We start from the raw sequence: 23,690 nt of genomic DNA, 5'->3' as shown, positions 1-23,690 counted from the left end.
AGGTGCGGCCTGGCTCACCACGATTCAGTGATGTGCGCCACTTGTCGGGATGAGGTCTGAACCTCTCGGGCGCCGGGACGTCTCACGGAACGCGGAGGGCGGCAGAGAGCCCAATGCAACACCACTGAGGGGATTTTCGACATGCGCAACTTCAAGACCCTGCTCGCCGGGGCCGCCGTGGCGGGCCTCGCGCTGACCGGCATCGCCGCGCCCGCGGCCGTGGCGGGCACCACATCCGCTCCGGCGCCCGCGGTGTCCACCGAGACGCCCGCGAGCCCGATCACCGCGGACCGCTACACCGTGCGGCCCGGGGAACGGCTGGACATCACCGTCGACCACGGTCGCGAGATGGTCAGCTGGATCTCCTCGGCGGCCTTCGTGCGCAACGAGCCGCACCCGATGGGCCTCGACGAGGGCATGGCCGTGCCCTACAACGACACCCTGGGCTACTTCCACGCCAAGGCCACCATCGCCGACGTGCCGCCAGGCCGCTACGAGATCCGCGCCCGGATCGGCGGCGGCACCCCGCAGCCGATCGCGATCACCGTGCGCTGAGCGAGCCACCGGCACGAGGGATCGCGAGGGATCGCGGGGGGAGCGAGCGGCGGCGGGTGCTGCGGGACCGCCGCCGCTCGCGTTCGGTGGCAAGGTGGCCGGAAACGCTCATCATGGAGGGATCGCCGTGCAGATCACCCACTTCGGACACTCGTGCGTGCTGCTGGACACCGGGTCGGCCAGGCTGCTGCTGGACCCGGGCGCCTTCGCCAGCGGCTTCGAAGACGTGCGGGACCTCGACGCCGTGCTGATCACCCACCAGCACTTCGACCACCTCGACCTGGACCGGCTGCCCGCGCTGCTGGAGGCCAACCCCGGCGCGCAGCTGATCGTCGATCCCGGATCGGCGGCCGATGTCGCCGAGAAGGGGCTGACCGCGACCACCGCCAAGCCCGGCGACGCGCTCGAAGCGGGCGGCGCGGCGATCAACGTGGTCGGCGGGGCGCACGAGGTGATCCACCCGGACATCCCGATCATCGACAACGTCGGATACCTGATCGAGCACGGCGCCTTCTACCACCCGGGCGACTCGTTCTACGTGCCCGACCAGCGGGTCGACGTGCTCGGCCTGCCCACCGCCGCCCCCTGGCTGAAGGTCTCCGAGGCGGTCGACTTCATGCGCGCGGTCTCGCCCCGCGCTGCGGTGCCGATCCACGAGGCGGTGCTGTCCGTCCCGCAGCTGCACTACCGGATGTTCGACCAGCTCAGCCCGCACGACACCACCGTCGAGGTCATCCCGCAGAAGACGCCGACCGAGCTCTGATCACGGCTGTGCCTCGGGCGGGATGCGCGGGCTCGGGATCCGGTCCGGCAGCGGCCTGGCGAAGGTGGCGTAGGTGGCCGGTTGGGCGCCGTTCTGCTTGGCCAGGTCGATGGCGTCCAGCACGGCCTGCCGGGCGGCGGGCTTGGCCAGCAGTTCGGCGTCCACCGCCAAGCGGACCGGGCGGCCCCGGCGAGCGGCGCGCCCGGCACCGGTCACCAGCGCGCGGCACCACCAGGGCTCGGCGACCTCGCCGGGCCCCAGCACCCGGATCCGGGATCGGTGCACCCGGCCGGTGCCCAGCTCGCGCACCGTCATCGCGTCCGCGCACACCGCGAAGCCCCGGCGCTGCGCGGCCTCGACCGTGCCCGGCGAGGCCAGCCACCGCGGCGGCACGAACGTCTCGGTGCTCAGTCCGGCGCGTTCCAGCACGGCGGCTGCCGCGACCAGCCGCAGCCCGGCTTCGTGCGCGGGCAGCCCGGAAGCCGGAGCCAGCCGCGAGCGCAACCCCGGTGAGGTGCGCACGAACCCGTGCAGGCCGACGGTGTCCCGATGGCCCAGCCGCTCGGCGACCCAGCGAAGCACGGGTGAACGCCGATCCCGGTCGTCCAGGTCATCGGGGCGCGGGGAGATCAGCAACGACAGCGGGACGCCGCGGCGGTCCAGGTCCGCGGCGAAATCGGCACAGCGGTCCAGGACCGGGTCACCCAGTCCGGACAGCGACACGACGAGCGGGGTGCTCACGGCATCCCATTCGGCCTGATCGGGATGACCGCCACCTGACCACCAGGTGTCCCTGGAACACAATTCCGCCGAAGCTCCACGCAGCAAGCCTCGACAGCCCGGCGATCAGGGCAAAAGAGACCCGCCGCGACTTAGCCCGAGCGGGTGAGCGCGCGGATCAGGCCTCCGGCGAGGGCCAGTCGGCGAAGCTCCGGCCGGTGATCCGCTCGTACGCCTCGACGTAGCGGTCCCGGGTGGCCTGGACGATCTCCTCGGGCAGCGCCGGGGGCGGGACGTCGGCGCTCCGGTCCCAGCCGGATTCCGGCGAAGTCAGCCAGTTGCGCACGAACTGCTTGTCGAAGCTCGGCTGGACCTCGCCCGCCCGGTAGTCCTCGGCGGGCCAGTAGCGGGAGGAGTCCGGGGTCAGCACCTCGTCGGCCAGCACCAGCGAACCGTCGGCGCCGAACCCGAACTCGAACTTGGTGTCGGCGAGGATCACGCCGCGCTCCCGCGCGTGCTCGGCCGCGCGGGCGTAGACCCGCAGGGTCAGGTCGCGCAGCTCGCTCGCGCGGGCCTCGCCCTCCTGGGCCGCCACCGCGTCGAAGCTGACGTTCTCGTCGTGCTCGCCGATCGCGGCCTTGGTGGCCGGCGTGAAGATCGGCTCCGGCAGCTGGGAGGACTCGACGAGGCCGTCCGGCAGCGCGACGCCGCAGATGGCGCCGGTGCGCTGGTAGTCGAGCAGCCCGGAACCGGTCAGGTAGCCGCGCGCCACGCACTCCACCTGGATCATCTCCAGGCGCTCGACCAGCAGCGCGCGCCCGCGGACCTCGCCGGGGATGCGCGGGTCGTCGTGCGCGACCAGGTGGTTGGGCAGCAGGTCGGCCAGCAGCTCGAACCAGAACACGCTCATCGCGGTGAGCACGCGCCCCTTGTCCGGGATCGGCGTGTCCAGCACGTGGTCATAAGCCGAAATGCGATCGGAGGCCACCAGCAGCAGGTGTTCGTCGTCCACGGCGTGCAGCTGGCGAACCTTGCCCGCCGCGATCTGGGGGTAATCCGAGAGTGCAACCACGCCACGATTGTCTCCCACCGCAGGTTGACGCCTCGCACGTGGTGGGATGAAGGGGCAAGCGAGGTAGGAGGGTTCCCGTGGCAGAGAAATTCACCGACTGGCTCCGCGAGCGCAGCGAACCGAACTGGACGGCCGTCGTCGAGCACCCGTTCACCGACGCCCTGTTCGACGGATCGATGCCCGACGAGTACATGAGCTCGTACCTGGTGCAGGACTACCAGTTCGTGGACGACTTCCTGGCCCTGCTCGGCGCCGCCGTGGCCCGCGCCGACCGCTTCTCCTCCCGGCTGGCGCTCGCGGGCAGCATCGCGGTGGTCACCAGCGAGGAGAACACCTACTTCCAGCGCTCCTTCGACGCGCTGGGCATCGCCGAGGCCGACCGGGTCGGCCCGGAGCTGGACCCGGCCACGGTCGCCTTCCGCGACCTGATGCGCGACATCAAGGACAACGGCAGCTACGCCGAGATCCTCACCGTGCTCACCGTCGCCGAGTGGACCTACCTGGAGTGGGCCGAGCGCGCCCCGTCGAAGCCGGAGAGCTTCGTGCACGCCGAGTGGATCGAGCTGCACAGCAACCCCGACTTCGAGAGCTGGGTGAGCTGGCTGCGGGAGGAGCTCGACAGGATCGGCGCCGACCTCGACGAACGCGAACGAGCTCGCTGCCTGCGGTTGTTTCAGCAGGCCACGCAGTGCGAGGTCGACTTCTTCAACGCCCACTGGGATTGAGGGGTGTTGGGTTGCCGTCTGCGTGGCAGTGCCGGTGGCGGAACCTCAGACGCCGCCGGGCTGCGGGATCCGCGACTTGAGTAGCCACGGCCCTGATGTACGTGACGGGTGCCGGTTGCGTTCCGCACCTGAGACGGCGGCTGCCGCGGGCTGAAACGACCCGTTAGCCGGTGGTCAGAGGATGTCGCTGGGTGCGTAGGCCGCGGCCTCGGGGTAGCGGCCGGCGATCTTGTCCACCTCGGCGACGACCTGGTCGACCTGCGCGGCCGCGGCACCGGTGAAGGCCAGCCGGTCGGCCAACAGCTCGTCGAGCTGCTCGCGGGTCAGCGGGAGCCGCTCGTCCGCGGCCAGCCGGTCCAGCAGGTCGTTGCGCTCGATGCCCTTCTCGCGCATGTCCAGCGCGACGGCCACGGCGTTCTCCTTGATCGCCTCGTGCGCGATCTCGCGTCCCACGCCCGCGCGCACCGCACCCATCAGCACCTTCGTGGTGGCCAGGAACGGCAGGTAGCGGTCCAGCTCCTTGCCGACCACGGCCGGGAAGGCGCCGAACTCGTCGAGCACGGTCAGGAAGGTCTCCAGCAGTCCGTCGAAGGCGAAGAAGGCGTCCGGCAGCGCCACCCGGCGCACCACCGAGCAGGACACGTCGCCCTCGTTCCACTGGTCGCCCGCCAGCTCACCGCTCATCGACAGGTAGCCGCGCAGCACCACGGCGAGACCGTTGACGCGCTCGCAGGAGCGGGTGTTCATCTTGTGCGGCATGGCGCTGGAACCGACCTGGCCGGGCTTGAAGCCCTCGGTGACCAGCTCGTGCCCGGCCATCAGCCGGATCGTCTTGGCCACGCTGGAGGGCGCGGCGGCCAGCTGGGACAGCAGGCTCAGCACCTCGAAGTCCAGCGAGCGCGGGTAGACCTGGCCGACGCTGGTCAGCGTGCTGCCGAAGCCGAGGTGGCCTGCGACGCGGCGCTCCAGCTCGGCGAGCTTGCCGGTGTCCCCGCCCAGCAGGTCCAGCATGTCCTGACCGGTGCCGACCGGTCCCTTGATGCCGCGCAGCGGGTAGCGGGTCAGCAGCTCCTCGACGCGCTGGAACGCGACCATCAGCTCGTCCGCGGCGGTGGCGAAGCGCTTGCCCAGCGTGGTGGCCTGCGCGGCGACGTTGTGCGAGCGCCCGGCCATGACCAGCTCGGCGTTCTCCCCCGCGAGCTTGCCCAGCCGCACCAGCACGGCGACGGTGCGATCGCGGACGTGCTCGAGACTGCGGCGCACCTGCAGCTGCTCGACGTTCTCGGTCAGATCCCGGGAGGTCATGCCCTTGTGGATCTGCTCGTGGCCGGCCAGCGCGTTGAACTCCTCGATGCGGGCCTTCACGTCGTGCCGCGTGACGCGCTCGCGCTCGGCGATGGAGTCGAGGTCGACCTGCTCCAGCACCCGCGCGTAGTCGGCCAGAGCCTGCTCCGGGACCTCGATGCCGAGATCGGCCTGGGCGCGCAGCACGGCCAGCCACAACTGCCGTTCCAGGACGATCTTGTGCTGCGGCGACCACAGCTCGGCCAGCTCGGGAGAGGCGTAGCGACCGGCGAGAACATTGGGAATGCTGGGCTTGTTCACGCGGCCAGGATACGGGGACCCCGAGGTGGACCGGCGAAGGCCGGTCGCCCGGGACGGGCGCCGGCCTCGCAGTCCGACCAACACGGGCGCGCCGTCGCCGCGCGACACCTTTCGTGATCGCGTTCCCCGGGACCCGTGCGGCGAACGAAGTAAAAACCCGCCGAATTCTGGACTACCGGTGAGCGCGATCCATATTCTTGGCCTTCGCACTCGGCTCTTCTCGCCGCAGGGGGATTGCGTGATGGGCACGGAAATGCCGCCCGAGGAGCAGCAGGACGTCTTCTGGATAGTCGGCACAGGTCAAACGGTTCGACACGCCACCACCTCACGCCCCGGAGCGGTCTACGCGGGTCAGAGCATTCCATCGCTGTGCGACGGACAGGTCAAGATCCCGCAGCCGACGCCGCTCGGCCGGGAACCGCTGACCAAGATGGTCACCGGAAGATGCGCGGATTGCCAGCGAAAAGCGCACGGACGCCATTTCGCGGAGACGAACTGGGATTTCTGAAAAATCGCGTCCCGTTCGCAGAGCGATCGGGACGCGGTCCTGCTCCGGACGCCGATCAGCCCAGCTGCGCCGCCAGCATCCGCCTCGCCGCCGAGCGCGGGTCCGGGTCGGATTCGATCAGCGCGTTGACCACGGCGCCGTCCACCAGGGCGATCAGCTCGAGCAGCCGCTCGCGGCTGACCCGCATACCGCTGCGCTCGAAGATCTCGGCGAGGAGTTCCTGCAGTTCAGCGGACATCTGACGCATCAGCGGCGCGAGGTAGGGACGGCGCGGCGAGCCCACCAGGCGCTCGTAGCGCAGCAGCACCGGTTCCGCGCCACCATCCCTGGAAGCCACGCCCAGCAGCAGGTCCAGCAGCAGCTCGATGACCGCGTCGGTGCCCCGCGGCTGGTCGGCGAGCTCGTCCAGCCGCGCTCGCCCGGCCGCCAGCTCCTGCCTGCCGTCGTGCTCGACGGCCGCGCTGATCAAGTCGTCGAGGGAGGAGAAGTAGTAGGTGGTCGAGGCCAGGGGCAGACCGGCGCGTTCGGCGACCGCCCGGTGCCGGACCGCCTCGAAACCGCCCTCGGCAAGCAGTCCGGCGGCGGCTGCCACCAACGCCTGCCGCCTGCGCTCACCCTTGGGAGTACTGGCCGCCGTCATGGCGCCCGATCCTAATCGGACGCTCGCCGTTCGACGCCCGGGTCAGAACCGCGCCGCCAAATCTCCGGCCAGCGGTGCGACGCGAGCACCGTAGGGCGGCGCAGACGAGGACGGGTCCGGTTCGCTGACCACCACCACGAGCTTGCCGCTGCGGGCCTTGCGGACCGAGCGCTGCGCGCCGTCCGGCAACCGCTCATCACCCGGCGCGGCCTGCTGCGGCGACATCGCGCCTGCCGGGCTGACCAGCACGGTCACCTGTCCGGCTGCCTGGCCGTCACGCAGCTCGAACGCGGCGGCCTTGGCCCCCGACGGGCAGCTCGCGGGCGCGCTGGGGCTGCTGTTCGCGGCGGCGGGCAGCTCGGCGGTGACCGCCTCGACCAGCTGCGCGTCCGGCGCACAACCGGTGGAGCGCTCCTCGAGCACGGACGGCCCGCCCTGAACGCGGGGGGCTGGAGCGTCGGCCGTCGGCTGCGCAGGCGGCGGGCCCGCCACGTTGTCCGCGGACGGCGCGAGCACCTGCGATCCGATGCCGACCCCTCCGGCCAGCACCGCCGCAGCGGCCACGGTGCCGCCGACCGCGACCCGCCGACGGCGCGCGGTGATCTGGCGCGACCGCCGCGTCACGTCCTGCTCGTCGAACGACGCCGGCGGGACGGTTCGCACCGTGTCCCGGAACAACTCCTCGAGCTTGCGCTCGTCCACCACGCACCCCCTTATGCGGACCTGAGATCCCCGAGCTCATCGCCCATCGCCTCCCGCAACGCCGCCAGCCCGCGCGCGGACTGGCTCTTGACGGTCCCCTCGCTGCACTTCATGACCGCGGCCACCCCCGCCACGTCCAACCCTTCGAGGAACCGCAGCACCAGCACGGCGCGCTGCTTCGGCGGCACCTGCTGCAGGCCCGCCAGGAGGGCGTGCCTGGTCGCCACCGAGTCGTCCATGTCCGGTGCGTCCGCCGGGGAGTCCGGCAACGTCTCGGCGGCCCTCTCCCGTCGCCAGGGCCGCCTCGACTCATCGATCACGGCACGGGTCAGCGTGCGGCGGACGTAGGCGTCCAACGCGCCCTTGTCCCGCACCTTGCGCCAGTGCCGGTGCAGGGCGATGAACGCGGTCTGGGCGAGATCGTCCGCGCGGTGCCAGTCACCGCACATCATGTACGCCATCCGACGCACCGCCTCCCGCCGAGCCGTGAAGTACTCCGCGAACTCCTGCTCCTCGCGCTGGTCCACGCGGAACTCTCCGCTCGTTCGTCGCCTGCACTCGTTAAGACGGAATCGCCGGGTTCAACCGTTGCACGCCGATCTCAAACCCCGATCCTGCCCGTCTTTGATACCCGAGTCACTCTCCCCCTCCCACAAGCCCATTGCCACGCCCCGATGCCGATGTGGTGTGATCTGTTCGTGACCAGTTCGGCACCCATCGATCTCCGCTCCGACACGGTGACCCGTCCCGACGAGCAGATGCGGTCGGCGATGGCCGCCGCCGATGTCGGCGACGACGTGCTCGACCACGATCCGACGATGCGAGCACTGGAGGAGCGCGTCGCCGACCTGCTCGGCACCGCCTCCGCGCTGTGGGTGCCCAGCGGCACGATGGGCAACCTGATCGCGCTGATGCTGCACCTCAAGCGCGGCGACCGCTTCCTGGCACCGCACGGCGCGCACGTGCTCAACCACGAGCTCGGTTCCGCGGCGTGGCTCGCGGGCGGCATGCCCGATCCCCTCGACTGGGACGCCGGACCGGGCAGGCCGACCGCGGAGACGGTGCGCGCCAAGGCCCGCATCACCGCCGCCTACGACGCGCTGCACACCACGCTGCTGTGCCTGGAGAACACGCACAACGGAGCCGGCGGTTCGGTGGTGCCCCCGCACGAGCACGCCCAGCTGGCCGCCGCCGCGAAGGAGCTCGGGCTCAAGGTTCACCTGGACGGCGCGCGGCTGTGGAACGCCGCGGCCGCGCTGAACGTGCCGCCCAAGGCGCTGACCGTCGGCGTGGACAGCGTGCAGGTGTGCCTGAGCAAGGCCCTCGGTGCCCCGGTCGGGTCGGTGCTCGCGGGCCCGGAGGAGTTCATCACCGCGGGCAGGCGGGTGCGCAAGATGCTCGGCGGCGGAGTCCGGCAGGGCGGCGTCGTCGCCGCGGCCGGGCTGACCGCGCTGGACCGGGTGGAGTCGCTGGCCGAGGACCACGACAACGCCCGGCGGCTGGCCGGCGGGCTCGCCGAGCTGGGCTGGCAGGTCGCGCAGCCGCAGACGAACATGCTGCTGGCGGCCGTTCCGGACGTGCAGCTGACGTTGCAGCGCCTAACCTCGGTCGGAGTGCTGGCGGTGCCGATGAGCGGGCAGGTGCGGTTCGTGCTGCACCGGGACGTGTCCGAGGACGATGTTGAAGAGGTGCTGCGCCGGATCGGGCAGGCCGGTATCTAGGAGGTGCGCGTGGGCCGCTGGGTGGTTTTCGACTACGGCGAGGTGATCAGCCGGCGGACCGCGGAGTTGCCCTCCCTGGCGGCGCTGCTGCAGGTCGGCGCGGAGGATTTCGAGCGCGCCTACTGGGCCGAGCGCGATCGCTACGACCAGGGGCTGCCCGACGCGGACTACTGGCGAGCGGTCGCGGCGCGCGTCGGCCGCACCGTCGATGACGCCCTGGTCGCGCGGCTGACCACCCGCGACGTCGAGGGCTGGCTGAACACCGACCCGGCGACCATCGCGCTCCTCGATGAGCTGCGCGGGCAGGGCGTACCGCTGGCCATGCTGTCCAACGCGTCCTCGACGTTCGGTCGAGCCGTGGAGCGCCAGCCGTGGGCGCCGTGGTTCGAGCACCTGCTGTTCTCCGGCGATCTCGGGATCGCCAAACCGGACCCGCGGATCTGGCGGATCCTCACCGACGCGCTCGGCGCCGCGCCCGAGGACTGCTCCTTCTTCGACGACCGCGAGGACAACATCGCGGCCGCTCGCGCCGCGGGCATCGACGCGCACCTCTGGGAATCCGCAGCGGAGGCGAAGCGCCTGATCGAGGAGATCTGACCGCGGCGCCGCCGCGGCGCGGTCAGGGCTTGATCTGCTTGCGGTCCTTGGCCCAGCCGATCGCGGCCGTGGCGACGAACAGGACGCCGCCGAGCACGGCCAGCCAGAACAGGCCCTTGATCACGACCCCGGCCACCGACAGCACGAGCCAGACCAGCAGCAACCCGCCGATCACCTTCCACACCATCTCGACCACCTCACTCGCCGGAGCCTGTAGCACCCAGCGTGCCACGGTGAACGGGGTAGGTGACCTGCTCGCGGCCGATACCCGGGAAAAATCAGGGTCCTCGGGGAGAAGCCACCGGGGCGTCCACCCCGGTGGTCCCGCCGGGAACCGCCCTATCCCAGCCAGGAGCGCAGTCGCTCCAGCGCCTCGGTGATGTCCTCCGCGCTCCCCGCGAAGGACAGGCGCAGGAATCGGTTGCCCCGGCTCGGGTCGAAGTCGATGCCCGGGACCGCTGCCACCCCGGTGTCGTCGAGCAGCCTGCGGCAGAAGTCCTTGGCGTCGTCGGTGAGATGGCCGATGTCGGCCCAGGCGTAGAACGCGCCATCGGCGGGGGCGACCTCGATGCCCAGGTCGGCGAGGCCGTCCAGGAGCAACCGCCGGTTGTGCCGGTAGCGGTCGACGTGCGCGGCGACCTCGTCGTAGGCCTCCGGGGAGAACGCGGCCACGGCGGCCTGCTGCGAGAGCGCGGGCGGGCAGAGCGTGAAGTTGCCGGTCAGCGTGTCCACCGCGCGCAGCAGGCGCGGCGGCACCAGCATCCAGCCCAGCCGCCAGCCGGTCATCGACCAGAACTTGGAGAACGAGTTCACCACGATCGCCTCGCTGGAGAACTCCCGCGCGGTGTGCAGCGGCTCCCCGTAGGACAGGCCGTGGTAGATCTCGTCGCTGATCAGCTGCGCGCCGTTCGCCTCGCACCAGCCCGCGAGCTCGGCCAGCTCGTCGCGGGAGAGCACGGTGCCGGTGGGATTGGCCGGGCTGGCCACGATCAACCCGCGCACCGGCTCGTCCAGCTCGTCGAGCATCGCCGCGGTCGGCTGGAACCGCGTCGAGGCGTCGCACGGCAGCTCCACGACCTCGCAGCCCAGCGCGGACAGGATGTTGCGGTAGGCCGGGTACCCGGGAGAGGCCAGCGCGACGCGGTCACCGGCCTCGAACGCGCTCAGGAACGCCAGCAGGAACGCGCCGGAGGCGCCGGTGGTCACCACCACCTCGTCGCTGCCGACGCTCTGGGCGTAGGTCCGCTGGTAGTGCCCGGTGATGGCCTCGCGCAGCTCGTGGACGCCAAGCTGCTCGGTGTAGCCGAGCGCGTTCTCCTCCAGCGCGCGAGCGGCCGCGTCGCGAACCGCCTTCGGCGCCGGCGTGGAAGGCTGACCCGCGGCCAGCGACACCACGTCGCCCTTGCTCCGCTGCCGCGCGGCCGCCGCGGACAGGACCTCCATGACCTGGAACGGATCGACATCGGCACGAGACGCGACGCCGAGCCCGGGATGCTGACTCGCCATGGGCACAGCTTGCCAGCTCAGGTGTTCGGGACGCGGATCTCCCCGTCGACGGCGCGCTTGGCGATGTCGGTGCGCCAGTGCGCGCCGGGCAGGTGGACGCCGTCCACGCGCCGGTAGACCTCTTCGCGGGCTGCCGCCAGGTCCTCGCCGGTGGCCACCACCGACAGGACGCGACCTCCGGCCGAGAGCACGGCGCCGTCGTCGCGGCGGCGAGTGCCGGAGTGCAGCACGCCCTGGGCGTCGCCGCCCTGGATGACGTCGTCGATGCGCGGCCTGCCCGGGTAGCCCTCGGCGGCCAGCACGACGGTCACCGCCGCGCCCGGCTCCCACTCCAGCGGCGGCTGCTCGGCCAGCGTTCCCTCGGCCACCGCCCGGAACAGCTCGGAAAGCGGGGTGCGCAGCAGAGCCAGCACCGCCTGGGTCTCGGGGTCGCCGAAGCGGCAGTTGAACTCGATGACCTGCGGACCGTTGGAGGTCAGCGCCAAGCCCGCGTAGAGCAGGCCGGAGAACGGGCAGCCCCGCTCGGCCAGCTCGTCGACGGTGGGCTGCACGACCTCGCGGACCACGGTCTCGACCAGGTCGTCCGGGGCCCACGGCAGCGGCGCGTAGGCGCCCATCCCGCCGGTGTTCGGGCCCGCGTCCTCGTCGCCGACCCGCTTGAAGTCCTGCGCGGGCAGCAGCGGGACCACGGTGGTGCCGTCGACCAGGCAGAACAGCGAGGCCTCCGGACCATCCAGGAAGGACTCCAGCAGCACCGGGTGCCCGCCGTCGAGCAGCTTCATGGCGTGCGCCCGCGCGGCGTCGAAGTCGCTGGTGACCAGGACGCCCTTGCCCGCGGCCAGCCCGTCGTCCTTGACCACCCAGGTGGGGCCGAAACCGGCCAGCGCGGCGTCCAGCTTGGCCGGGTTGTCCACGATCTCGCTGGTGGCGGTCGGCACGCCCGCAGTCTGCATGACGTCCTTGGCGAAGGCCTTGGAACCCTCGATGCGCGCGGCCGCCTTGGAGGGGCCGAAGCAGGGGATGCCCGCGGCGCGCACCGCGTCCGAGGCACCGGCTACCAGCGGGGTCTCCGGGCCGAACACGACGAGGTCGGCCCGCCACTCGGTGGCCGCCTTGACCACCTCGTCCGGTTCCGCGACGTCGACCGCCAGGGCTTCGGCCATGGAGGCGGTACCGGCGTTGCCGGGAGCGCAGGCCAGAGCCGTCACGGACGGGTCCTGGGAGAGCGCCAGCACGATTGCATGTTCCCGGCCGCCGCCGCCGATCACGAGGATTCGCACGAGGCCGAAGCGTAGAGCGTGCGTTGAGCCACTCGCGCGCTGCCCCCGGGTCCAGGCGGGTGCAGCGGCCCTGCCGCCGTCGTCGAGCGTTCACCCGGCGGTTGATCCGCCTTGCCCGAGAGGTCGATCGAGCGCGGAATGGTGGACGAGGCCGCGCGCTGCGTTGCCGCCGGAGGAACGGGAGAGCAGATGGGCATCAGAGGACGGTTGACCGCGTTATCGCTGACCGGTCTGACCATGTTGGGAATGGTCGTGGCGACCACCGGTACCGCGGCCGCGGAGCCCCCGGAGGAGCGGGCCGAGATCGAGGTCTACGGCCACCGCGGAGCCTCCGGCTACCGCCCCGAGCACACCCTGGCCTCCTACGAGCTGGCCGCCCGGATGGGCGCCGACTACATCGAGCCGGACCTGGTGCCGACCAAGGACGGCGTGCTGGTGGCCCGGCACGAGAACGACATCACCAACACCACCGACGTCGCCGAGCGCCCGGAGTTCGCCGACCGCAAGAACACCAAGGTCATCGACGGCACCGAGCACACCGGGTGGTTCACCGAGGACTTCACCCTCGCCGAGCTCAAGACGCTGCGCGCCGCGGAGCGCCTGCCGGAGGTGCGCCAGCAGAACACCATCTACGACGGCCGCTTCCAGGTCCCGACGCTGCAAGAGGTCATCGACCTGCGCGATCGGCTGTCCGAGGAGCTGGGCCGCGACATCGGGATCGCGCCGGAGACCAAGCACCCGAGCTACTTCCGCTCGATCGGGCTACCCCTGGAGCCCCGGCTGGTCGACGTGCTGGACGAGAACGGGCTGAACAAGCTGAAGTCGAAGGTCGTGGTTCAGTCGTTCGAGGTGAGCAACCTCAAGCAGCTCGACTCCGAGCTGAACGTGCGACTGGTGCAGCTGATCAGCAGCAGCGGTGCGCCGCAGGACTTCGTCGAGGCCGGTGACCCGCGCAGCTACGAGGACATGGTCACCCCGCAGGGGCTGCGCGAGATCGCGGGCTACGCGGACGTGATCGGGCCGGACACCGAGGTCGTCCTGCCGGTCGACGACGACGAATTCCGCACCGAACCGACCGCCGTGGTCGACGACGCGCACGCGGCCGGGCTGGAGGTCGTGCCCTACACCGTGCGGGCCGAGAACACCTTCCTGCCCGCTGATTTCCGCTCCTCGGACGACCCGAACGCCTACGGCGACGCGTTCGGCTTCTTCCGGGCGCTGTTCGCCACCGGCATCGACGGCATCTTCAGCGACAACCCGGACATCGCCGTCGCCGCCCGCGAGGAGGGCTGAGCGGATGCGGACCCGGGCAGGCCGCTCGGCGAGAACGGCCGAGACGCCCCTCAGCCGCCCGCGCGCGGAGCCGAGCGGGCCGGGTCCGGCCACCCGCGCCGTCGCGCGCGACGGGACCGGCAGCGAGCCGTGAGACCGGGCGGGCCGTCGCCACCCCTGCACCGCCCGCCCAAAGTGAAGGCCGCCGCCCCCTGCCCGGGGACGGCGGCCTTTCGCCTGTGCGATGCGCCGGAGCGCTCGATCAGCCGATCTCGTGACGCACGATCGTTTCGTCCCGGCCGGGGCCGACGCCGATCGCCGACACGCGGGCACCGATGAGCTCCTCGATGCGCTCGACGTAGGCGCGAGCGTTGGCGGGCAGGTCCTCGAAGGTCCGGGCCTTGCTCAGGTCCTCGGACCAGCCCGGCATCTCCTCGTAGACCGGCACCGCGTGGTGCACCCCGGTCTGGGTCATCGGCATCTCGTCGACCCGCTCGCCGTCGACGTCGTAGGCGACGCAGATCGGGATCGTCTCCAGCCCGGAGAGCACGTCGAGCTTGGTCAGGAAGTAGTCGGTGATGCCGTTGACGCGGGTCGCGTAGCGGCCGATGACCGCGTCGAACCAACCGGTGCGCCGCGAGCGGCCGGTGGTGACGCCGAACTCGCCGCCCTGCTTGCGCAGGTCCTCGCCCGCCTCGTCGGTGAGCTCGGTCGGGAACGGGCCCGCGCCGACGCGCGTGGTGTAGGCCTTGAGGATGCCCACCACGCTGCTGATCTTGGTCGGACCCACGCCGGAGCCGGCGCTGGCGCCACCGGAGGTCGGGTTCGACGAGGTCACGAACGGGTAGGTGCCGTGGTCGACGTCCAGCAGCGTGCCCTGCGAGCCCTCCAGCAGCACCGTCTCGCCGCGCTCCAGGGCCTGGTTGATCTGCAGCTTGGTGTCGGCGATGCGGTTCGCGAACTTCTCCGCCTGGCCCAGCACGGTGTCCACGACCTCTTCCGGGTCGATGGCGCGCCGGTTGTAGACCTTGACCAGGATCTGGTTCTTGAAGTCGAGCGCGGCCTCGACCTTCTGCCGCAGGATCTTCTCGTCGAGCAGGTCCTGGGCGCGCACGCCGACCCGGGCGATCTTGTCCTGGTAGCAGGGCCCGATGCCGCGGCCGGTGGTGCCGATCTGCTTCTTGCCCAGGTAGCGCTCGGTGACGCGGTCGATGGCCACGTGGTACGGCATGATCAGGTGCGCGTCGGCGGACAGCAGCAGCCGCGAGGTGTCCACGCCGCGCTCCTCCAGCCCGGCGAGCTCCTCGAGCAGCACGCCGGGGTCGACGACCACGCCGTTGCCGATCACGTTCGTCACGCCGGGGGTCAGGATCCCCGACGGGATGAGGTGCAGCGCGAAGTCCTGCCCGTCCGGCAACACCACGGTGTGACCCGCGTTGTTGCCGCCCTGGTAGCGGACGACCCACTGCGCCCGCTCACCGAGCAGATCCGTCGCCTTACCCTTGCCTTCGTCGCCCCACTGGGCGCCGATCAGCACGATCGCCGGCATGTGAAACTCCAACCTGGACTGGGTGGTCGCCAGCGTGACCGCACGCTTCGCCCGCTCCCACCACGGGAAGTGCCGATCGATCAGGGTAAACCAGGAGCAAAACGTGAGTACCACCGCATTGTGCTGCGGAAACGTCGACCGCGCAGCGCGTCCTCGCGGTGACCGTGCGCAATGGCACGAGTTGCCCGAGCGACCGGGGCGCGCCGAGGTGGATCCGCTGCTCGCCGAGGCCTCCGGCCGCGTGGTGGTGCACGGCACCGACGCCGACCTGGCTGCCGTGGTGCTGCGGATGCTGCGCAAGGAGCGATTGGGCGATCTGGCCGTCGGCTACGTACCGGTCGCCGACTCGCCGGTGGCTCGGCTGTGGGGCCTGGAAGCGGGCGACTTCTCCCGGGCGCTGGACGGCGAGCCGCGGCCGACGCCGCTGCTGCGCGATGACGCGGGCGGGATCCTGCTCGGCGAGGGGCGGATCGAACCGATCACCGGCCAGGCCTACTGCGACGACCAGCAGGTCCTGCACGGTCCGGCGCTGAGCCTGGTGGCCTCCCCGGACCCCGACGCCGCACCGCTACCGGAGTCCTCGGCCCATCCGCTGAGCACCAATCTCGACGTCAGCTTCGACGGCCTCCGGGTCACCACCACCCGCCGGAGCTTCCTGCGCAAGCGCACCGAAACGGCCCGGGGCCGCGCCCTCCAGCTCGCCTTCGACGAAACGACGATCACCCGGGACGGCGTCCCGCACCCGAGGCCCGCCCAGAAGTGGGTCTGGTACCGCCACACCGAAGACCTCCACCTCGCCCGACCAGCAACGTGACAGTTTTGCCTAAAACTGTCACGGACATCTCGGGCGCGGAGCCCGCGCAGTTTTAGGCAAAACTGTGAATTCACTTGGTGGCGTGTTCTCGTCAGGTCACCCTCCGGTCACTCTCCGGCATTGATGTCGCCACTCGCGTGGGCAATCGTTGAGGCGTCGAACGCCAAAAACGGAGGTAGCCATGATCGGCAGCCGTTCTCTGCGCACCGCCCTGACCGCCCTGCCCCTCGCCGGAGCGCTCGGCCTCGGCCTGGTCGCGCCCGCCGCGGCCGAACCGCCCGGCATTCCGGACCCGGCCACCGCGCAGGCCGAGCTCGGCGAGCTGACCGTCGCCCCCGAGGGCTCGATGGACGGCTACAGCCGCGACGAGTTCCCGCACTGGTCCAGCGGCCCGGACAACTGCAACACCCGCGAGTCGGTCCTCAAGCGCGATGGCGACGGCGTCGAGGTCGGCTCGGACTGCTACCCGACCGCGGGGAGCTGGTACAGCCCGTTCGACGGCGAGACCTGGTCCCAGCCGTCCGACGTGGACATCGACCACATCGTGCCGCTGGCCGCCGCCTGGCGCTCCGGCGCCGCCGAGTGGACCCGGGACCAGCGGGAGGCCTTCGCCAACGACCTGGAGGGCCCGCAGCTGATCGCCGTCACCGACAACGTCAACCAGTCGAAGGGCGACCAGACGCCCGCCGAGTGGATGCCCTCGCGCACCGAGTACCACTGCACGTACGCCTCGATGTGGGTCGGCACCAAGCACAAGTACGACCTGACCATCACCGACGCGGAGAAGTCCGCCCTCGAGTCGGCCCTGGCGACCTGCTGATCCCGACCGCGGCGGTTTCGCCAACTGACAGTTTTGCCTAAAACTGCACGGACATCTCGGGCGCGGAGCCCTCACAGTTTTAGGCAAAACTGTCACGCTCCGGCGGAACCACCGCCGCGGCGGGACACTGGGGTCCCGACGATCAGGAGGTTCGGATGCCGGAGCTGCGCACCGCGCTGACCGCCCCGCCCGGTGGCGTGCTGACCGACGAGGTCGGCGTCATCACCGGCGATCTCGAGCTGGCCACCACGTGCGAGGACGGCGCCGTGCAGGTCTCGATCCGCTACGCGGGTGCGGCCGAGTGGTACCGGCTGTCGGCCGCGGACTGCACCCTGCACGACCCGCGCGACCACGATCCCCTGCACAACGCGCTGGCCGCGGTGCTCGACCGGCCCTGACGCCGCTCAGCCCTCGGAATCGTCGTCCTCGGGGTGCAGCGGCGGGAGGGCCGCGTTGGCCTCCTCGCGGGTCAGGCCGGTGGCCTGCAGCAGGTCGACGGTGATGGAGCGGACCTGCAAGACCACCACCTGCATCGAGAAATCGCCCTCGCCGAGCATCTCCACTGTGGATCGTCGCGCCACCGAGCGGGCGGATTCCCTGGCCTGCAACGGATCCGTCCCGCTGGCGAGCTCGTCGCGCAACAGCGCCACGGTGCCCGCGAGCTCCTCCAGCATGCTGGGCAACGGCCGCGGTACGGGTTCACCGTCGCGGAGCGCGGCCAGCGCCCGCCTGGCGAGCACCCGCGTGTTGCGCAGCGCGCGATCCATCGGCGTGGCGGCGTTCTCGTAGCGCTCCAGATCTCGGCGGCGATGCCAGCGGATCGGCGCGAACCGCGCGATCTCGCGACCGCCCTCCAGCGCGACCCGCAGCTCCTCCACCGACTTCTGGCTCTTGCGCGCCTGGGCGAGCACATCGGCGGCCGCCTCGACGTCGGCGTGCGCCACGGCGCTGGCGACCCCGCGCAGCGCCTCGGCCAAAGCACCCAGCACGACGCGCCCGTTGCGGTGCGCCACGGCGAGCGGATTGGCGGGAAGCAGTGCCGCGACCGCGAAACCGACCAGTCCGCCGATGGCCGCGTCGATCATTCGCAGCGGACCGCCCGCGGTCGCCGGTGGCAGCAGGGTCGCGACCAGCACCGAGGACGAAGCGGCCTGCAGCACGATCACACCGCCGGAGTCCAGCAGCACCGCGGTGCTCATGGCCAGCGCAACGACCAGCGAGATCTGCCAGGCACCGCTGCCGATGTGATAGATCAGCACGTCGCCGACACCGACGCCGATGCTGACCCCGACCACCAGCTCCAGCGACCGGCGCATCCGCTGCCCCAGCGAGACGCCGAGCGAGACCACCGCCGCCACCGGCGCGAAGAACGGCGTGGGATGCCCGACGACCTGGTGAGCCAGGAACCAGGCCACCCCGGCCGCGACCGCGCACTGCACGATCGGCACCCCGGTGCGCAACAACCGCCGGAACCGCCGGCTCAACTCCTCGCGAAACCGCCACACACCCGACATCATCACGCACCGGGCGAACGTCCGGCAGCTTTCGCCGGAACCGTCCCGCCGAGACGGGCGTCCCGGAAGGACGGTTGCAGCGCGAAGAGCGCGTCAGGCCAGGCCGGTGGCTTCCAGCGAAGCCGGGTCGCTGTCCTCCAGGAGCTGGCGGCAGCGCTCGTACTCCTCGGTTTCGCCGATGCCCTCGGCGGCCTTGGCCAGGCAGGCGACCGAACGCAGCACGCCGCGGTTCGGCTCGTGTCGCCACGGGACCGGGCCGAAGCCCTTCCAACCGGCCTTGCGCAGCGCGTCCAAGCCGCGGTGGTAGCCGGTGCGGGCGTAGGCGTAGGCGGCGATGTGCTCGCCGGAGTCGAGCGCGGCCTGCGCCAGCGCCGCCCACGCGGCGCTGAACGCGGGGTGCTGCGCGGCGACCTTCGCCGGATCGGTACCGGCGTCCAGGGCGCTCTGCGCCTCGGGGCTCTCCGGCAGCAGCGTTTCCGGCGGTTCCAACAGGTTCCTCGTCATGACCCCAATCCTTCCAGGTACCGGAAACAGGACACGGCCCGTCCACCGGACGGGCGGACGGGCCGTGTCGAAGAGATCTCGCGACCGCTGCTCGAGGAGTCCCCGGCGGGTTCATCCGCGCCGGACGGCTCCCGAAGCGGACCTCAGAGCTTCTTGCCGGCGCTCTTGAGGACCTCGCAGCCGTGCTGCACGCGCTCGGCCATGGCCTGCTCGGCGACCTTGAGGTAGCTGCGCGGGTCGTAGGTCTTCTTGTTGCCGACCTCGCCATCGATCTTCAGCACGCCGTCGTAGTTCTTCATCATGTGATCGGCGATCGGCCGCGTGAAGGCGTACTGCGTGTCGGTGTCGATGTTCATCTTGATGACGCCGTAGGAGACCGCCTCGTGGATCTCCTCCAGCAACGAGCCGGAACCACCGTGGAAGACCAGGTCGAACGGCTTCGATCCGGCGGGCAGCCCCAGCTTCTCGGAAGCCACGTCCTGACCCTGCTTGAGGATCTCCGGGCGCAGCTTGACGTTGCCCGGCTTGTAGACGCCGTGCACGTTGCCGAAGGTCGCCGCCAGCAGGTAGCGGCCCTTCTCGCCCGAGCCCAGCGCCTCGACGGTCTTCACGTAGTCACCGGGGGCGGTGTAGAGCTTCTCGTTGATGTCGTTGGCGACGCCGTCCTCCTCGCCGCCGACGACACCGACCTCCAGCTCGAGGATGATCTTGGCCTTGGCCGAGCTCTCCAGCAGTTCCTGCGCGATCTCCAGGTTCTCGTCCAGGTCGATGGCCGAGCCGTCCCACATGTGCGACTGGAACAGCGGGTTCTGCCCGCGGTTGACCCGCTGCTGGCTGATGTCGATCAGCGGCCGGACGAAGCCGTCGAGCTTGTCCTTCGGGCAGTGGTCGGTGTGCAGCGCGATGTTGACCGGGTACTTGTCCGCGACCACGTGCGCGTACTCGGCGAGCGCGGTGGCCCCGGTGACCATGTCCTTGACCTTGGTGCCCGAGGCGAACTCGGAACCACCGGTCGAGACCTGGATGATGCCGTCGCTCTCGGCCTCGGCGAACCCGCGCAGCGCCGCGTTGAGCGTCTCCGACGAGGTCACATTGATTGCCGGATAGGCGAATTCACCCGTCTTCGCCCGGTCCAGCATCTCCGCGTAGACCTCGGGGGTCGCGATGGGCATCGATCATCCTCCTTGGATGGAGTCGGTCTTCGTTGACGCGAGTCGCGCAGCATCCTAGGTGCCCGATTCCCCTCGACAGCGGGATTTTCGGCGGGCACCACTCTTTCGCGTCACACTGCCGCAGCGGGGTGGCGCGAACAAGCTCGCGAAAGGATTCAGTAATCGATCCTGTGCACAGCCTCACACGCCGAAGGCCGAGGGACTACAGCCAAGCACCGGTGACGACCTCCCACTGCCGGACGGACGTCGACGCGAGCACGCCCGCCTTGGTGTACGGATCGTTGGCGATGAGCTCGTCGAGCTCCGCCTCGTCGGCGGCCTCGTAGACGATCTGCGCTCCCTTGCCGTCGGCGAACGGCCCGCCCGCGAGCAGCTTGCCCCGCTCGGCAAGCCCCTTGGCGTACTCCCGGTGCTCGGGGCGCACGGCCAGCCGCTTGTCCTCGTCGTCGCCGTAGACCATGTCGAAAACGAACCTGGGCATGGGTCGATCTTCCTCCGCGAACTCGATCACTGGTGACCACCGACGCTACCCGGCCGAACGCCGCGCGGGTGCCCGCAGCCGGTAAGTTGCAGATCATGGGCGATGATCCGGAAGGAATCGAGCGCAGCGTAGAGAAGACACTGGGGACGCTGCGCAAGCTCGATGGCGCGAGTCGAACCGCTCCGCAGCCGCTGACCCTCGAGGACATCTACAAGCAGCAGCGGATGCGGATGATCCGGCTGGCCATCCTGCTGGTGGACGAGCCGACCACCGCCGAGGACGTCGTGCAGGAGGCCTTCACCGGCCTCTACCGCAACTGGTCCGGGCTGCGCGACGCCAACGCGGCGATCGGGTACCTGCGCACCGCGGTGGTCAACGGCAGCCGCTCGGTGCTGCGACGGCGCAAGACCGCCCGCGCGTACGAACCCCCGCACCAGGCCAACGCGCGTTCGGCGGAGTCGCTGGCCATGCTCACCGCCGAGCACCAGGCGGTGGTCGACGCGTTGGGGCAGCTACCGCGGCGGCAACGCGAGGTGCTGGTGCTGCGCTACTACGGCAACCTCTCCGAAGCCGAGATCGCCGAGGCGACGGGCTTGTCGAAGGGCACGGTCAAGTCCACGGCCAGCCGCGCGCTCTCGGCGCTGCAGAAGATCATGGGGAATTGATCCGGATTGCGCAGCACGTCCGGGATGGTGTGACCTCGGTGGCGAGTTGAGCCGGAAAACACGCGCTTTTGGTGTAGACCACTGAGCACTCGGTAGCGGAGGATCGCGGGTGTGAACACTGCCGAACTGATCCTCACCGGCGCGCGCGTAGTCACGACCCGAGGCGTGCTGGACCCCGGCTGGGTCCGGGTGACCGGCGACGAGATCGCCGAGGTGGGCGTTGGCACACCGCCCGCCGGCCCGGCGCGGGACCTCGACGGGCACTGGCTGGTGCCGGGTTTCGTGGACATCCACTGCCACGGCGGGGGCGGCGGCTCGTTCACCGCGCTGGAGCCCGCCCAGGCCCGCGCCGCCGCGGACTTCCACCGCGCGCACGGCACGACGACGATGCTGGCCAGCCTGGTCAGCGCGCCGCTACCGGAACTGGTCAAGCAGGTGGGCGCCCTGGCCGATCTGGTCGGCGAGGGGCTGCTCGCCGGCATCCACCTCGAGGGACCGTTCCTGTCGCACGCGCGCTGCGGCGCGCACGACCCGGACGCGCTGCGCTCGCCGGATCCGGAGTCGATCGGGCAGCTCATCGAGGCGGGCCGGGGCGCGATCCGGATGCTCACCCTCGCTCCGGAGCTCCCGGGGTCCCGGGACGCGGTGCGGCAGCTGACCGAGGCCGGGGTGATCGCCGCCGTCGGGCACACCGACGCGGTCGCCGACCAGGTGTCGGCGGCGGTCGAGGCGGGGGCCACGGTGGCGACGCACCTGTTCAACGGGATGCGCGGGCTGCACCACCGCGAACCCGGCCCGGTCGGCGAGCTGCTCGACGACGAGCGGGTCAGCGTCGAGCTGATCTGCGACCTGGTGCACCTGCATCCGACGGTGGCCCGGCTGGCGGCCGAGCACGCGGGCATCGATCGGACGCTGCTGGTCACCGACGCCATCAGCGCCACGGGTGCGGGGGACGGCACCTACGAGCTCGGCGCGCTGCCGGTCACGGTCAGCGACGGCGAGCCGCGGCTGTCGGACGGCTCGCTGGCGGGCAGCACGCTCACCATGGACGTCGCCTTCGCCAACCTGGTCCGCAGCTGCGGCCTGTCGGTGCCGGCCGCGGTCGCCGCCACCGCGACCAACCCGGCCCGCCTGCTCGGTCTGTCCGGGCGCGTCGGTTCCATCAGCCCTGGCGCCACCGCCGACCTGGTCGTCCTCGACCAGAACCTCACCCTGCGAACAGTCCTCCGCGCAGGCACCAGCACCCGCTGACGGTGCCCGAAATTCCCTGGAATTCCGGGTCGCGTTTTCGAGAGTTCTCGGACGGGTGAAGGTGGCTGCGCTGTGGTTATCGACCCGTTGGGGTGAATTGGGACCGGTGGCGGGTTACCGCTCGTTAAGCTCGGGGAATGGAGCGCGACCCCGAGGCGGTGCTGTCCGCGGCCCTGCGGGCGCGGGCGGGTGGGCGCTCGGGCACCGCGCGCTTCGCCCCTGGGCGTGGACCCGAGGTGACCTGGGGATTGCTGTTCGCGGCGCTGCTCGGACTGCTGGCCGGAGTTGTTGCGGCGAGCGTCACGGTGCTCTACCCGTTGGGGTGAGCTTCCCGCGGGATCGGGTGGTTTTCGACGCCGAGCGAGCACACCGGGTTGATCGCTGGGTGTCGATACCGCTGCGCTGCGCGTTCACCCAGGTGGTCGCCCGGAGGTCGGGACGCACTCGGCTTCGGTACCGTTGGCAACCGTGACGACCCAACTGACCGCGATGGCGAACACCGCGGCCCCTGCGCTCGCTCTGCTGCCCAAGTGGCTGGACCCGGAGCACATCGTTACCTCCCTGGGCCCCTTCGCGATGATCGGCGTCAGCCTGATCATCTTCGCGGAGTGCGGCCTGCTCATCGGCTTCTTCCTGCCGGGTGACTCGCTGCTGTTCGTGACCGGCCTGATGATCGCCTCCGGCGCCATCAGCACCCCGGTCTGGGCGGCCTGCCTGATCCTCACGATCTGCGCCTTCGTCGGCAACGTGACCGGCTACTGGATCGGCCGCAAGGCCGGACCGGCACTGTTCAACAAGCCGGACTCGAAGCTGTTCAAGAAGGAGCACGTGGACAAGACCCACGAGTTCTTCGAGAAGTACGGCGCCCGGGCGGTCATCCTGGCCCGCTTCGTGCCGATCGTGCGCACCTTCATCACCGCCGTCGCCGGTGTCGGGCAGATGGATCAGCGGAAGTTCTTCAGCTTCTCCGCGATCGGCGGTGTGCTGTGGATCTGCAGCATGACGCTGATGGGCTTCTTCCTCGGCAACATCCCGTGGATCAAGAACAACATCGAGGCGATGGCGATCATCATCGTGATCATCTCGGTGGTCCCGATCGCCGTCGAGTACATCAAGGGTCGCCGCGAGAAGGCCCGCGAAGCGGCCTGACCTCCGCTTTCGAAGGTCTGCACTCCCCGGGGGTGCAGGCCTTCGTCATGTCTGGTGACAGTTTTGCCTAAAACTGTCCGGAAAAACGGACATGATCATGTGGCA

28 protein-coding genes are annotated in these 23,690 nt (G+C 70.7%); 14 read left to right on the top strand and 14 right to left on the bottom strand.

Features of this window, described 5'->3' with window-relative positions; genetic code table 11:
* Positions 1–141: 141 nt before the first annotated feature.
* A complete protein-coding gene (locus ABD289_RS04835; protein ID WP_344126939.1) occupies positions 142–555 on the top strand; it encodes a hypothetical protein in 414 nt (137 codons plus the stop codon).
* A 127-nt stretch (positions 556–682) separates the two neighbouring features.
* Positions 683–1,318: an MBL fold metallo-hydrolase gene (locus tag ABD289_RS04830; RefSeq protein WP_344126936.1), complete on the top strand. Its 636-nt coding sequence runs from the start codon at positions 683–685 to the stop codon at positions 1,316–1,318.
* On the opposite strand, the gene ABD289_RS04825 is transcribed toward ABD289_RS04830, so the two are convergent.
* Positions 1,319–2,059, bottom strand: coding sequence for a DUF2334 domain-containing protein (locus ABD289_RS04825; RefSeq protein ID WP_344126934.1), 741 nt, complete (start codon positions 2,057–2,059; stop codon positions 1,319–1,321).
* 157 nt (positions 2,060–2,216) lie between these two features.
* Positions 2,217–3,110 (bottom strand): phosphoribosylaminoimidazolesuccinocarboxamide synthase, encoded by an 894-nt coding sequence (locus ABD289_RS04820; protein WP_344126932.1) that lies wholly within the window; start codon positions 3,108–3,110, stop codon positions 2,217–2,219.
* A gap of 77 nt (positions 3,111–3,187) precedes the next feature.
* Between ABD289_RS04820 and ABD289_RS04815 the strand changes: the two genes are divergently transcribed.
* Entirely contained in the window at positions 3,188–3,835 is a 648-nt protein-coding gene (locus tag ABD289_RS04815) for a TenA family protein (RefSeq protein WP_344126930.1), read from the top strand.
* A gap of 174 nt (positions 3,836–4,009) precedes the next feature.
* Here the strand turns inward: ABD289_RS04815 and purB are convergent, their stop codons facing one another.
* Positions 4,010–5,440, bottom strand: a complete 1,431-nt coding sequence (gene purB, locus ABD289_RS04810) for an adenylosuccinate lyase (RefSeq protein ID WP_344126928.1) — start codon at positions 5,438–5,440, stop codon at positions 4,010–4,012.
* 178 nt (positions 5,441–5,618) lie between these two features.
* Between purB and ABD289_RS04805 the strand changes: the two genes are divergently transcribed.
* Entirely contained in the window at positions 5,619–5,948 is a 330-nt protein-coding gene (locus tag ABD289_RS04805; protein WP_344126927.1) for a hypothetical protein, read from the top strand.
* 55 nt (positions 5,949–6,003) lie between these two features.
* Here ABD289_RS04805 and ABD289_RS04800 read toward each other — a convergent pair whose 3' ends face one another.
* The 3 genes from ABD289_RS04800 to ABD289_RS04790 are packed head-to-tail and all read right to left on the bottom strand — an operon-like array spanning position 6,004 to position 7,817.
* A complete protein-coding gene (locus ABD289_RS04800) occupies positions 6,004–6,588 on the bottom strand; it encodes a TetR/AcrR family transcriptional regulator (protein WP_344126926.1) in 585 nt (194 codons plus the stop codon).
* Between the two features lie 42 nt (positions 6,589–6,630).
* Positions 6,631–7,290: a hypothetical protein gene (locus ABD289_RS04795; protein ID WP_344126924.1), complete on the bottom strand. Its 660-nt coding sequence runs from the start codon at positions 7,288–7,290 to the stop codon at positions 6,631–6,633.
* A gap of 11 nt (positions 7,291–7,301) precedes the next feature.
* Positions 7,302–7,817 (bottom strand): SigE family RNA polymerase sigma factor, encoded by a 516-nt coding sequence (locus tag ABD289_RS04790; RefSeq protein WP_344126922.1) that lies wholly within the window; start codon positions 7,815–7,817, stop codon positions 7,302–7,304.
* Positions 7,818–7,988: 171 nt separating this feature from the next.
* Here ABD289_RS04790 and ABD289_RS04785 point away from each other — a divergent pair, with 171 nt between their 5' ends.
* Positions 7,989–9,011: a threonine aldolase family protein gene (locus tag ABD289_RS04785; RefSeq protein ID WP_344126920.1), complete on the top strand. Its 1,023-nt coding sequence runs from the start codon at positions 7,989–7,991 to the stop codon at positions 9,009–9,011.
* 9 nt (positions 9,012–9,020) lie between these two features.
* Positions 9,021–9,608, top strand: a complete 588-nt coding sequence (locus tag ABD289_RS04780; protein WP_344126918.1) for an HAD family hydrolase — start codon at positions 9,021–9,023, stop codon at positions 9,606–9,608.
* A gap of 22 nt (positions 9,609–9,630) precedes the next feature.
* Here ABD289_RS04780 and ABD289_RS04775 read toward each other — a convergent pair whose 3' ends face one another.
* The 3 genes from ABD289_RS04775 to purD form a co-directional block, all read right to left on the bottom strand.
* Positions 9,631–9,795, bottom strand: coding sequence for a hypothetical protein (locus ABD289_RS04775; protein WP_344126915.1), 165 nt, complete (start codon positions 9,793–9,795; stop codon positions 9,631–9,633).
* Positions 9,796–9,947: 152 nt separating this feature from the next.
* Positions 9,948–11,114, bottom strand: coding sequence for a pyridoxal phosphate-dependent aminotransferase (locus ABD289_RS04770; RefSeq protein WP_344126913.1), 1,167 nt, complete (start codon positions 11,112–11,114; stop codon positions 9,948–9,950).
* Between the two features lie 17 nt (positions 11,115–11,131).
* Complete coding sequence (gene purD / locus ABD289_RS04765) at positions 11,132–12,394, bottom strand: phosphoribosylamine--glycine ligase (protein WP_344126911.1); 1,263 nt, start codon at positions 12,392–12,394, stop codon at positions 11,132–11,134.
* A 189-nt stretch (positions 12,395–12,583) separates the two neighbouring features.
* On the opposite strand from purD, the gene ABD289_RS04760 reads away from it, so the two are divergent.
* Entirely contained in the window at positions 12,584–13,687 is a 1,104-nt protein-coding gene (locus ABD289_RS04760) for a glycerophosphodiester phosphodiesterase (protein WP_344126909.1), read from the top strand.
* Between the two features lie 241 nt (positions 13,688–13,928).
* On the opposite strand, the gene ABD289_RS04755 is transcribed toward ABD289_RS04760, so the two are convergent.
* Positions 13,929–15,215, bottom strand: coding sequence for an adenylosuccinate synthase (locus ABD289_RS04755; RefSeq protein WP_344126907.1), 1,287 nt, complete (start codon positions 15,213–15,215; stop codon positions 13,929–13,931).
* Between the two features lie 103 nt (positions 15,216–15,318).
* Here ABD289_RS04755 and ABD289_RS04750 point away from each other — a divergent pair, with 103 nt between their 5' ends.
* The 3 genes from ABD289_RS04750 (at position 15,319) to ABD289_RS04740 (ending at position 17,247) form a co-directional block, all read left to right on the top strand.
* On the top strand, positions 15,319–16,029 hold the full coding sequence (locus tag ABD289_RS04750; RefSeq protein WP_344126905.1) for a hypothetical protein: 711 nt from the start codon (positions 15,319–15,321) through the stop codon (positions 16,027–16,029).
* A 181-nt stretch (positions 16,030–16,210) separates the two neighbouring features.
* Positions 16,211–16,849, top strand: coding sequence for an HNH endonuclease family protein (locus ABD289_RS04745; RefSeq protein WP_344126903.1), 639 nt, complete (start codon positions 16,211–16,213; stop codon positions 16,847–16,849).
* Between the two features lie 155 nt (positions 16,850–17,004).
* Positions 17,005–17,247, top strand: coding sequence for a hypothetical protein (locus ABD289_RS04740; protein ID WP_344126900.1), 243 nt, complete (start codon positions 17,005–17,007; stop codon positions 17,245–17,247).
* Positions 17,248–17,253: 6 nt separating this feature from the next.
* Here ABD289_RS04740 and ABD289_RS04735 read toward each other — a convergent pair whose 3' ends face one another.
* From ABD289_RS04735 to ABD289_RS04720, 4 genes are all read right to left on the bottom strand, one after another.
* Entirely contained in the window at positions 17,254–18,333 is a 1,080-nt protein-coding gene (locus ABD289_RS04735) for an FUSC family protein (protein WP_344126898.1), read from the bottom strand.
* Positions 18,334–18,456: 123 nt separating this feature from the next.
* A complete protein-coding gene (locus ABD289_RS04730) occupies positions 18,457–18,867 on the bottom strand; it encodes a DUF3151 domain-containing protein (protein WP_344126896.1) in 411 nt (136 codons plus the stop codon).
* 143 nt (positions 18,868–19,010) lie between these two features.
* Entirely contained in the window at positions 19,011–20,039 is a 1,029-nt protein-coding gene (gene fbaA, locus ABD289_RS04725) for a class II fructose-bisphosphate aldolase (RefSeq protein WP_344126894.1), read from the bottom strand.
* 202 nt (positions 20,040–20,241) lie between these two features.
* Entirely contained in the window at positions 20,242–20,520 is a 279-nt protein-coding gene (locus tag ABD289_RS04720; protein ID WP_344126892.1) for a YciI family protein, read from the bottom strand.
* Between the two features lie 95 nt (positions 20,521–20,615).
* Here ABD289_RS04720 and ABD289_RS04715 point away from each other — a divergent pair, with 95 nt between their 5' ends.
* The 4 genes from ABD289_RS04715 (at position 20,616) to ABD289_RS04700 (ending at position 23,585) form a co-directional block, all read left to right on the top strand.
* Positions 20,616–21,185 carry a SigE family RNA polymerase sigma factor gene (locus tag ABD289_RS04715; protein ID WP_344127162.1) on the top strand — a complete coding sequence of 190 codons (570 nt, stop codon included), beginning with the start codon at positions 20,616–20,618 and terminating at the stop codon, positions 21,183–21,185.
* A gap of 111 nt (positions 21,186–21,296) precedes the next feature.
* Positions 21,297–22,436 (top strand): N-acetylglucosamine-6-phosphate deacetylase, encoded by a 1,140-nt coding sequence (nagA, locus tag ABD289_RS04710; protein WP_344126890.1) that lies wholly within the window; start codon positions 21,297–21,299, stop codon positions 22,434–22,436.
* 137 nt (positions 22,437–22,573) lie between these two features.
* Positions 22,574–22,762, top strand: a complete 189-nt coding sequence (locus ABD289_RS04705) for a hypothetical protein (protein WP_344126888.1) — start codon at positions 22,574–22,576, stop codon at positions 22,760–22,762.
* A 163-nt stretch (positions 22,763–22,925) separates the two neighbouring features.
* A complete protein-coding gene (locus tag ABD289_RS04700; protein ID WP_425564567.1) occupies positions 22,926–23,585 on the top strand; it encodes a DedA family protein in 660 nt (219 codons plus the stop codon).
* Positions 23,586–23,690: the final 105 nt, after the last annotated feature.

Origin of the sequence: Saccharopolyspora halophila (genome assembly GCF_039531955.1) — a bacterium.
Lineage (GTDB): Bacteria > Actinomycetota > Actinomycetes > Mycobacteriales > Pseudonocardiaceae > Saccharopolyspora > Saccharopolyspora halophila.
The sequence above is the reverse complement of the archived record's forward strand: the minus strand, read 5'-3'. Positions and strand labels throughout refer to the sequence as shown.

Excerpts from the sequence above, each read along its gene's own strand:
- ABD289_RS04835 (WP_344126939.1), top strand. The coding sequence starts at position 142 with ATGCGCAACTTCAAGACCCTGCTCGCCGGGGCCGCCGTGGCGGGCCTC.
- ABD289_RS04800 (WP_344126926.1), bottom strand. The coding sequence starts at position 6,588 with ATGACGGCGGCCAGTACTCCCAAGGGTGAGCGCAGGCGGCAGGCGTTG.
- ABD289_RS04775 (WP_344126915.1), bottom strand. The coding sequence starts at position 9,795 with ATGGTGTGGAAGGTGATCGGCGGGTTGCTGCTGGTCTGGCTCGTGCTG.
- ABD289_RS04770 (WP_344126913.1), bottom strand. The coding sequence starts at position 11,114 with ATGGCGAGTCAGCATCCCGGGCTCGGCGTCGCGTCTCGTGCCGATGTC.
- ABD289_RS04760 (WP_344126909.1), top strand. The coding sequence starts at position 12,584 with ATGGGCATCAGAGGACGGTTGACCGCGTTATCGCTGACCGGTCTGACC.
- ABD289_RS04755 (WP_344126907.1), bottom strand. The coding sequence starts at position 15,215 with ATGCCGGCGATCGTGCTGATCGGCGCCCAGTGGGGCGACGAAGGCAAG.
- ABD289_RS04745 (WP_344126903.1), top strand. The coding sequence starts at position 16,211 with ATGATCGGCAGCCGTTCTCTGCGCACCGCCCTGACCGCCCTGCCCCTC.
- ABD289_RS04740 (WP_344126900.1), top strand. The coding sequence starts at position 17,005 with ATGCCGGAGCTGCGCACCGCGCTGACCGCCCCGCCCGGTGGCGTGCTG.
- ABD289_RS04730 (WP_344126896.1), bottom strand. The coding sequence starts at position 18,867 with ATGACGAGGAACCTGTTGGAACCGCCGGAAACGCTGCTGCCGGAGAGC.
- fbaA (WP_344126894.1), bottom strand. The coding sequence starts at position 20,039 with ATGCCCATCGCGACCCCCGAGGTCTACGCGGAGATGCTGGACCGGGCG.
- ABD289_RS04720 (WP_344126892.1), bottom strand. The coding sequence starts at position 20,520 with ATGCCCAGGTTCGTTTTCGACATGGTCTACGGCGACGACGAGGACAAG.
- ABD289_RS04715 (WP_344127162.1), top strand. The coding sequence starts at position 20,616 with ATGGGCGATGATCCGGAAGGAATCGAGCGCAGCGTAGAGAAGACACTG.
- ABD289_RS04705 (WP_344126888.1), top strand. The coding sequence starts at position 22,574 with ATGGAGCGCGACCCCGAGGCGGTGCTGTCCGCGGCCCTGCGGGCGCGG.
- ABD289_RS04700 (WP_425564567.1), top strand. The coding sequence starts at position 22,926 with ATGGCGAACACCGCGGCCCCTGCGCTCGCTCTGCTGCCCAAGTGGCTG.